Genomic DNA, 1,185 nt, shown 5'->3' on the forward strand with positions numbered 1-1,185 from the left:
GACCAGGTCGTCGGCGGACGGGTCGGCCTGCCACCACGTCCCGTAGGCGCCGGGCCAGCTGAAGGTGCCCAGCCCGCCCGGTCCGAACAGCGGCGCCGAGCGCGCCGGATCGGTCACCACCGACAGGTTCAGCCCGAATCCGCGGCCGACCCAGTACGGCGCTCCCAGGAAGTCGTGGCGCTTGTGCTCGGGGGTGAGCCGGTCGGTGTGCATGAGCCGCGCCGAGGCCGCAGAGAGCACGCGCACGCCCTCGATGGTCCCGTCGCCGAGCAGCATCCGCACGAACCGCAGGTAGTCGCCGGCGGTCGACCACAGCCCGCCGCCGGCGTTGCAGAACGATGGCGGTGTGATGTGCGGGGTCCCCATCACGTCGTGGCGCAGGGTGCCCTGCTCGTCGATCCGGTACATCGTCGCGGCGCGCCGCCGCGCCTCGGGGGTCACGAAAAAACCGGTGTCGGGCATGCCCACCGGCCCCAGCACCCGTTCGTCGAGCACCTGGTGGAACGGTTTGCCCTCGACGCGGGAGGCGATGACCCCCAGCAGGTCGATGGAGTGGCTGTAGGTGACCCGCTCTCCGGGTTGGTGCACCAGCGGCAGTTTGGCCAGCTCGGTCAGCCACGCGTCGGGCCCCTGGTTGAACGGCAGCCGCACGTAGGCCCGCGAGATCGGCCCGGACACCGAGAAGCCGTAGGCCAGGCCGCTGGTGTGGGTGAGCAGGTCCTCGATCACGATGGCGCGCCGCGCCGGATGCGTGCGGTCCAGCGGACCGCGCGGGTCGTCGAGCACCCGCACGTCGGCCAGCTCCGGCGCCCAACCCACGATCGGGTCGTTCAGCGCGAGTTTTCCCTCGTCGACCAGGCTCATCACCGCGGCGACGGTCACGGGTTTGGTCATCGACGCGATGCGGAACAGGGTGTCCTGCTGCATCGGCAGCCCCGCCTCGACGTCGCGGTAGCCGATCTCGTTGATCTGCAGCACTTTTCCGCGCTGCCAGACCAGCGTCACCGCGCCGGAGAGCAGCCCCGCGTCGCACACCTCTCGGATGGAGGCGGCATTGCCCTGCAGGTTCACGAGGCCCGCTGCGCACGCACGAACCAAAACGACATCTCGAACCGGGTGCCGTCGTGTTCGCGGCGCATCGTGGCAGGCTCCAGCGATTCGATCTCCCATCCCGCGCTGCCGAGA

Annotated in this window: 1 protein-coding gene; it reads right to left on the reverse strand. The window is 70.5% G+C overall.

Going from position 1 to position 1,185, the window contains the following annotated elements; genetic code table 11:
- Positions 1–1,071 (reverse strand): serine hydrolase domain-containing protein (locus AC2VON_RS02730; RefSeq protein WP_486951561.1); only part of this gene is annotated, 1,071 nt, incomplete at its 3' end.
- Between the last annotated feature and the right edge of the window lie 114 nt (positions 1,072–1,185).

This window comes from Mycobacterium sp. TH-M82 (assembly GCF_057473605.1).